This window comes from Paenibacillus lautus NBRC 15380, from assembly GCF_004000945.1.
Lineage (GTDB): Bacteria > Bacillota > Bacilli > Paenibacillales > Paenibacillaceae > Paenibacillus_AQ > Paenibacillus_AQ lautus.
On record NZ_BIMF01000007.1, the window covers coordinates 250,943 to 257,524 of the forward strand.

Sequence of the window (6,582 nt, forward strand, 5' to 3'; positions counted from 1 at the left end):
TCATTGTGATCGGCTACCTTTGTTAGGCTAACGGGCAGGACTGCTCATGAGTCGGTTTTATGCATCATACGGTTATAAATTGTATTTTATATTTCAATCATTTGATGCGACCTCTATAATGATGCCTATAAGAAATTTGTATACAAAGAAAAATTGGAGGACTATTCAATGAGGGAAGAATCGGAGTTAATAAAAGCCATTGATTATTTTGTTCGAGGTGAATTTTATTGTAGTCGTCAACCTGCATCCCAAATATATGATTACGATTCTATAAAACATCTTGCTTTTGGTGCAAATGTGGATGGCAGAACAGACGAGTTTATCGTTTATAATTCAAATCCAGCTCACGTTTTCGATACCATAAATAAACTTGACATTAAAAAGGACTATTGGATTACTGTGTTTTCAGATGAAGAACTGGATAATTATGAAAGGGAAGGATATACCATTAAAAGTAAAGAATTTCTTATGATTTTAAAGCTAGAAAGCGGGTCTTTTGAAACAGATACCCAGATCATCAAGCGTGTCAAAACTGAGAAAGAAGCTCAAAGCGTTAATCATTTTTTCAATAAGACTGTTATCGAGCCTGAGAAATTAAATGATCCAAATCTGCATTTTTACATTGCTGAGGAAAACGGGTATCCTGTATCTCATGGAAGTTATGCACGAGTAGATCAAACCGTATTTTTGAATAATGTTTTTACGTCAAAAGTACATAGGGGTAAAGGAATGGCAAAGACTCTTTGCCAAAAAATGCTTATCGACGCCAAGCAGGAAGGCGCCGTCCAGAGTGTACTTATTTCTAGTCAAATGGGACACCCTTTATATCTAAAAATGGGTTACCGAGATGTATCAAAAATGTGGGTGTTTATGTCGAGGGACAAGAACATGGTCCCATAGAAAGTCGCTAATTTAGCGGCTTTTTTTGTTTTATCGGTACAAGTTCTTGTCCCGAGTCAAGGACAAGAACTTGTACCGATTGCCGCAAAGGACAAGAGTATATTCCGATAGCCGATTAGACAGAAATCTAATTAAAACTCGTCAGTTATTCTGGTTCCAACATCACACGCCTAGCATTAACAGAACGTCTTCTGCTCATATTTCGTGGTGATGACCGAGATCAATAGCCACCACTGTGGCAAACTACTAGCTTTAAAGAATACAATATGTCCCCATAAGAAACCAAACTTTATTTGCTACAATGTGTTTTTATATTTAGATACTTGAAAAAACCTTAGTTGGAGGAGAGAGAGGTCTGAAGCAGACCTGTAGTCAGAGAACAATATTATCGAAATTCACTCATCGAAGCACAAGAAAGAGGCTGTTTTCAAGGAACAGCCTTTTTCTTGTATTCTAAGAATCATTTCGAACTCCAAGAGAAGTTAAGTATACGCCTGGCGTATATCCGGTCCACTTGGAGTACTGTAACAATGAAGATTTGAACATTGTCAAATCCAACAAGATGAGCAATTCTGTAAGATCACTCCCAATCGGATGGCATGAAAAAGACGGTTTCCGGAGTACCAATGTCGTGATAAAGGACTTCTATTCCTACCCTGATTTTCCGGAGGTCAAAAGTATATAATGCATTCGTAACCGTAATGATATTATTAGGCAATGATTCAACATAATCAGGCTATCGGTATTGAGATGAGGTAATACATAATAGAGGAGCAAACATGGAGTGAGATTGATGTTAGATGTAGGGGATAAGAACAATTCAATTTAACCATAATCACCAAAAAATTGGAGGATGTTATATGCAAAAAGTTATATTGAATAATGGTGTTGAGATGCCTATACTTGGTTTTGGCGTTTTTCAGATTACAGATCAAATTGAATGTGAACAAAGCGTTTATGACGCTATTATGGCAGGCTATCGGCTGATTGATACAGCTGCCTCGTATCTCAATGAAGAAGCCGTTGGCAGAGCGATCAAACGAAGTGGCGTGGCAAGAACTCAGTTGTTTATCACTACGAAACTTTGGGTTCAGGATACGGGTTATGAGAGCACGAAAAGAGCATTTGAAAAATCACTGAAAAGACAGCAATTGGATTATCTGGATTTGTATTTGATTCACCAGCCATATGGCGATGTGTATGGCTCTTGGCGCGCTATGGAGGAATTGTATCGTGAAGGTAAGGTCCGCGCAATCGGGGTTAGTAACTTCCAACCGGATCGTTTGATCGATTTGATGATTCATAATGAAATCGTTCCTGCCGTAAACCAGGTTGAAACACACCCTTTCAATCAGCAAATCGAAAATGCAAATTTCATGAAAGAGAACCAGGTTCAGATCGAGTCCTGGGGGCCTTTTGCCGAAGGAAAAAATAACTTGTTTCAAAATAAGGTATTAGTGTCCATAGCTGAAAAGGTTAATAAATCCGTTGCTCAGGTGGTTTTGCGTTGGTTAACACAAAGAGAAGTCGTTGCGATTCCAAAGTCTGTTCGTAAAGAAAGAATTATCGAAAACCTCAATATCTTTGATTTTGAATTGAGCCAAGAGGATATGGAGTTGATTACTACGTTAGATACGAAACAGAGTCTGTTCTTTTCACATAACGATCCCGAAATGGTGAAATGGATCGGTACCCGTAAACTTGACATCTAATGATCCCTATTTCGGAAGATTACCATCTGATGTAGCGATCAATGAGGTGCTCATACGTCTCACCAGTCAGAGAAGTCAGCAAATTGCTTTAAGGGAGGTTAAATTTGTACACAAGAGTTAAACAACTGTTTGCAATCAAAGGCTATCGATTATTTGTCATATGTGTTCTATTGGTCGGGACCGGAATCTCGATAACGCTGCCATACTTAGCTCTCTATTGTACAAAGGAATTGGGAATGAGTGCGGGAGCCTTTGGCGTTTTTACAGCTGTGAGTTCATTGAGCGGCGTGGTGGCGAACACGTTCATTGGTAAATATTCGGATCGCAAGCAGGACCGGAAATTTATTATTATTTTAGCAACAGTTTCTTCTGCATTGGGCTATACTTCCTATTTATTGTTTGATAACTACTTGATTTTGCTGATTATCGTTAGTTTTTTTAGTGGTTTAGGGGCTGCTGCCATGCCGCAAATATATGCTTATGCTCAGGAATCGGCAAATGAAAGCAACTCTGATGATAAGACATTTGCGATGTCTACCTTACGCACTCTTGTATCTCTCGGATTTTTGATAGGGCCTTTATTCGGAACAATCATATTAGGAGCTGTTGGGACTCTTTCTGGGGACTTCCGCCATTTTTCTTATAATCGCATCTCTTGTGCTACTATTTCTGCCTAAAAAAAGGGCAGTTCAAAAGAAGAAGTCTGATAGTGCTGGCTCAACATCAGTCAAGCGAAAGCGGATCTGGTATCCATTGATTGCCTTCATTTTTCTATTTGCGGTTAATGCGATTAACGGGATCGTCACACCTTTGTTTATTGTAAACGAAATTCATGGTACACATACCGATGTCGGATTGATTGTTAGTATTTGTGCTGGTTTGGAGATTCCCATTATGTTTGCGCTAGGCGCCTTGGGCAGAAAGTTATCGAACCATTCATTGATGATCAGCGCCTGTTTTATTGCAATAATTTACAATATGATTTTAAGTATTTCTACCGATTCCTGGCAGATTATTATAGCACAGCTTTTGCAGGCAGCGTTTGTTGCTATTGTTATGGGCAATGGACTAAGCTATTTCACGGAACTGCTTCCGAATTTCCCGGGAATGTCCACAACCATCTATTACAACGGGTCCATGGTAGATTAGTGGGGAATTTAGGAGGAGGTATCATTGCTCAGTTTGCAGGGTTTCGTGAAGTTTATTGGGTATGTCTGGTAATTATCATTGCCTCGTTCCTTATCCTATGGAGTATAAGACCTCAGAAGAATACAGGAGTAAGCCACTTAAGGGTTTAAATAATTCATCGGGACAGTTTGGCTCGAAATGCTCCTTCCGCTTGGGACGGAAGGCATTGGATATTATTAAGAGTAAATAAACCGGTAGAAGTGCTACGGGGACACCAAAAGGATGGACCTGTAACTGATGAAGAATATAACAATGTAAAATCAGATAGACGCCTAAAAACGGCAACCATATTCATGGCTGCCGTTTTTACGTGGAACGATATTACTATGTCAACAGGCTGTCAGCCCGATTAGGTAGGGGATTCACGCGTTTATCGTTTCTTCGTAGTTCTCCCGCAAGCGCTTTATATCTTCTTTGGGTGGAAAACCAAACATGCGAGAGTATTCACGGCTGAATTGCGATGGACTTTCGTAACCAACCCGGAATGCAACATCAGCGGCATCTGTTGACTCAGACAATAACAATTGCCGTGCTTTTTGTAATCTCAGTTGTTTTTGGAATTGAATTGGGCTCATCGCGGTTACCTCTTTAAAGTGGCGATGAAGCGAAGAAACACTCATATTTGCTATCTCCGCAAGTTCCTCAATCCGAAGAGAGCGATCATAGTTATTCATGATCTGCTCGATGATGTCTTTGATAAGATGGGTAGAACTTCTTTCTATTGCGATTTGTTCCAGTGAACCCCCATGCGGGCCTTGCAAAACCCTATAGAGAATTTCCTTGGTATATAGAGGAGCAAGTGCCGGTATATCGTTTGGGTTATCCAGCAAACGAGCTAACCTGATTAGCGCATCTAACATCGATGACTCGATTGGGCTCACAAACATACCACGCTTAGCATTTTCATTTTTTCCGACTTGAATTTTAAAATCATTTATAACTTCTAAGATCTGACTTGGTGTGAATTCAAGATGCAGAGCCAAATACGGAACCTCGGGAGAAGCTTCCGTCACCTGCCCCGAAACAGGTAGATCCACCGATACAACAAGGTAATCACTAGGACCGAACCTGAAGCGCTCATGTGCTAAAAATACCTCCTTCGCACCTTGAACAATAATACATATGCGTGGCTTATATATACTGTGAGTTAATTCGGTAACTTGGGAGCGGCGGAGAAAAAATAAAGACGGGATCGCAGTAGCATGAGCACCATCCTGTCCTGAATATGTTTCAATGATTGTGGCGAGCTCCATCTGATTTTTATAGTTTGAATCAGTCATATAATCCTCCTTGTTTTTTCGTCTTTGCCAATTCTATTCTAATGCATACTTTCCGGTTGTGGAAATGGGAGTGAGATTATTAGGCAATCCTTTGGTAAGAATGTGATACCAGTCGATTTTTTAAAATGTCACATGGGAAATCGCTATCCCGCAGAATACGCAAATTTTATCGACAAATAGGAAGATCTACTTGCATTAATTCATCAATCTCAATTGACTCAGTTAGAGATCCTCCAGATAATGAGGAACGTAAAGTGATAGAGGACCATAAATCAATGACTATGCCAACTTTACAAAAGAGACCGGTATTGGATTATACAACGTTTATTCCCTCGTTACCGCGTCGGTTTGAAGGATTCTACGGGAAATTATACGCCTTCGGCGAAAGCGATGCTGGAAGCATACGGTGTGGAAACTCTAAAAACATTAAAAGGAACACATTATTGGTACAAGTTCTTGTCCCGAGTCAAGGACATGAACATGTACCAATTGCCGAGCCGATTACCGATTAGTATTGAACGAATGATAGAATCGCTCCAGTCCCACTGGTACTTTATGGCTTCCTAAGGGCACCATTCTCGATATAACTACGATAGGGTGGTTAGATAAAACTTCCTTTACAGGAATATTACTCATGAACCCCGTATTCCACATTTAACCTATAATGCAATGGTCAAGTATCATGTTTTATCAGTTCTGAATAAGCTACAATCATCGATCAGATTGGAGGCTTACTAATGATAATTAACCCCTATTTATGCTCATATTGTCGATCCCCTCAACCATCTTATTATCCGTATCCTGCACCATATTATGGCGTTTATTCTCCTAATGGCAACCATTTCGGACATGGCATTGGTGTTCATGCTGGCGGTCAGCTTGGGGGTGATTATGGAGCAGGTATTTTTGTCGGTGGTCATCTCGGGAGTGGCCATGGAATAGGAGCTCATGCTGGCAGCCATCTTGGTGGTGACTATGGAGTAGGAGTTCATGCTGGCGGCCAACTCGGTGGTGGTCATGGGATGGGAGTTCATGCAGGTGGATATCTTGGTGGAAAATATGGTATCGGTGGTTATACCGGTGCACATCTTGGTGCGGGACATGGTTTTGGCTTCGATGCCGGTGGCCATTTAGGCGGTTATAGTGGTCAGTTCGGTTTCCAGTTTGGCGGACATAAGGATGAGTTCCGGTGATTTCAATTTCAATTCAACGTTATCAAGCATAAATACTATGAGAATCTGAACATTTGCAGTGTTCACTTAGCTGTTACGAGCGTTGAACTCCTATCGAAGCCACTTATCGACTTTCTAAACCAATACCCGGAAACCGATTTCCGTTAAACGCGCATCCAAAAAATAGATTTTAGAGAACAAAAATGTCGGGGGACAAGAACATGGTCCCATTAAAAGTCGCTAATTTAGCGGCTTTTTTGTTATGGCTTTAGCCAGTTGAGCGCGTGAAACGCGCGAAACAAAAAAACCACCCGCTATGAAGTGACCCCA

The 6,582-nt window shown here is 40.6% G+C and carries 6 protein-coding genes; 5 read left to right on the forward strand and 1 reads right to left on the reverse strand.

The window, feature by feature from the left end; genetic code table 11:
• Positions 1 to 168: 168 nt before the first annotated feature.
• From PLA01S_RS15540 to PLA01S_RS32830, 4 genes are all read left to right on the forward strand, one after another.
• On the forward strand, positions 169 to 900 hold the full coding sequence (locus PLA01S_RS15540) for a GNAT family N-acetyltransferase (protein ID WP_127592973.1): 732 nt from the start codon (positions 169 to 171) through the stop codon (positions 898 to 900).
• Between the two features lie 860 nt (positions 901 to 1,760).
• Positions 1,761 to 2,612 (forward strand): aldo/keto reductase, encoded by an 852-nt coding sequence (locus tag PLA01S_RS15545; RefSeq protein WP_127592974.1) that lies wholly within the window; start codon positions 1,761 to 1,763, stop codon positions 2,610 to 2,612.
• A gap of 104 nt (positions 2,613 to 2,716) precedes the next feature.
• Positions 2,717 to 3,289, forward strand: coding sequence for an MFS transporter (locus tag PLA01S_RS32825; RefSeq protein WP_272868146.1), 573 nt, complete (start codon positions 2,717 to 2,719; stop codon positions 3,287 to 3,289).
• Complete coding sequence (locus tag PLA01S_RS32830) at positions 3,270 to 3,761, forward strand: MFS transporter (RefSeq protein WP_272868147.1); 492 nt, start codon at positions 3,270 to 3,272, stop codon at positions 3,759 to 3,761. The genes PLA01S_RS32825 and PLA01S_RS32830 overlap by 20 nt, the downstream gene beginning before the upstream one ends.
• A 401-nt stretch (positions 3,762 to 4,162) precedes the next feature.
• Here the strand turns inward: PLA01S_RS32830 and PLA01S_RS15555 are convergent, their stop codons facing one another.
• The gene (locus tag PLA01S_RS15555; protein ID WP_127592975.1) at positions 4,163 to 5,080 is read right to left on the reverse strand and encodes an AraC family transcriptional regulator; all 918 of its coding nucleotides are present in this window, start codon (positions 5,078 to 5,080) and stop codon (positions 4,163 to 4,165) included.
• Positions 5,081 to 5,817: 737 nt separating this feature from the next.
• Between PLA01S_RS15555 and PLA01S_RS15560 the strand changes: the two genes are divergently transcribed.
• The gene (locus PLA01S_RS15560; protein WP_127592976.1) at positions 5,818 to 6,273 is read left to right on the forward strand and encodes a hypothetical protein; all 456 of its coding nucleotides are present in this window, start codon (positions 5,818 to 5,820) and stop codon (positions 6,271 to 6,273) included.
• Positions 6,274 to 6,582: the final 309 nt, after the last annotated feature.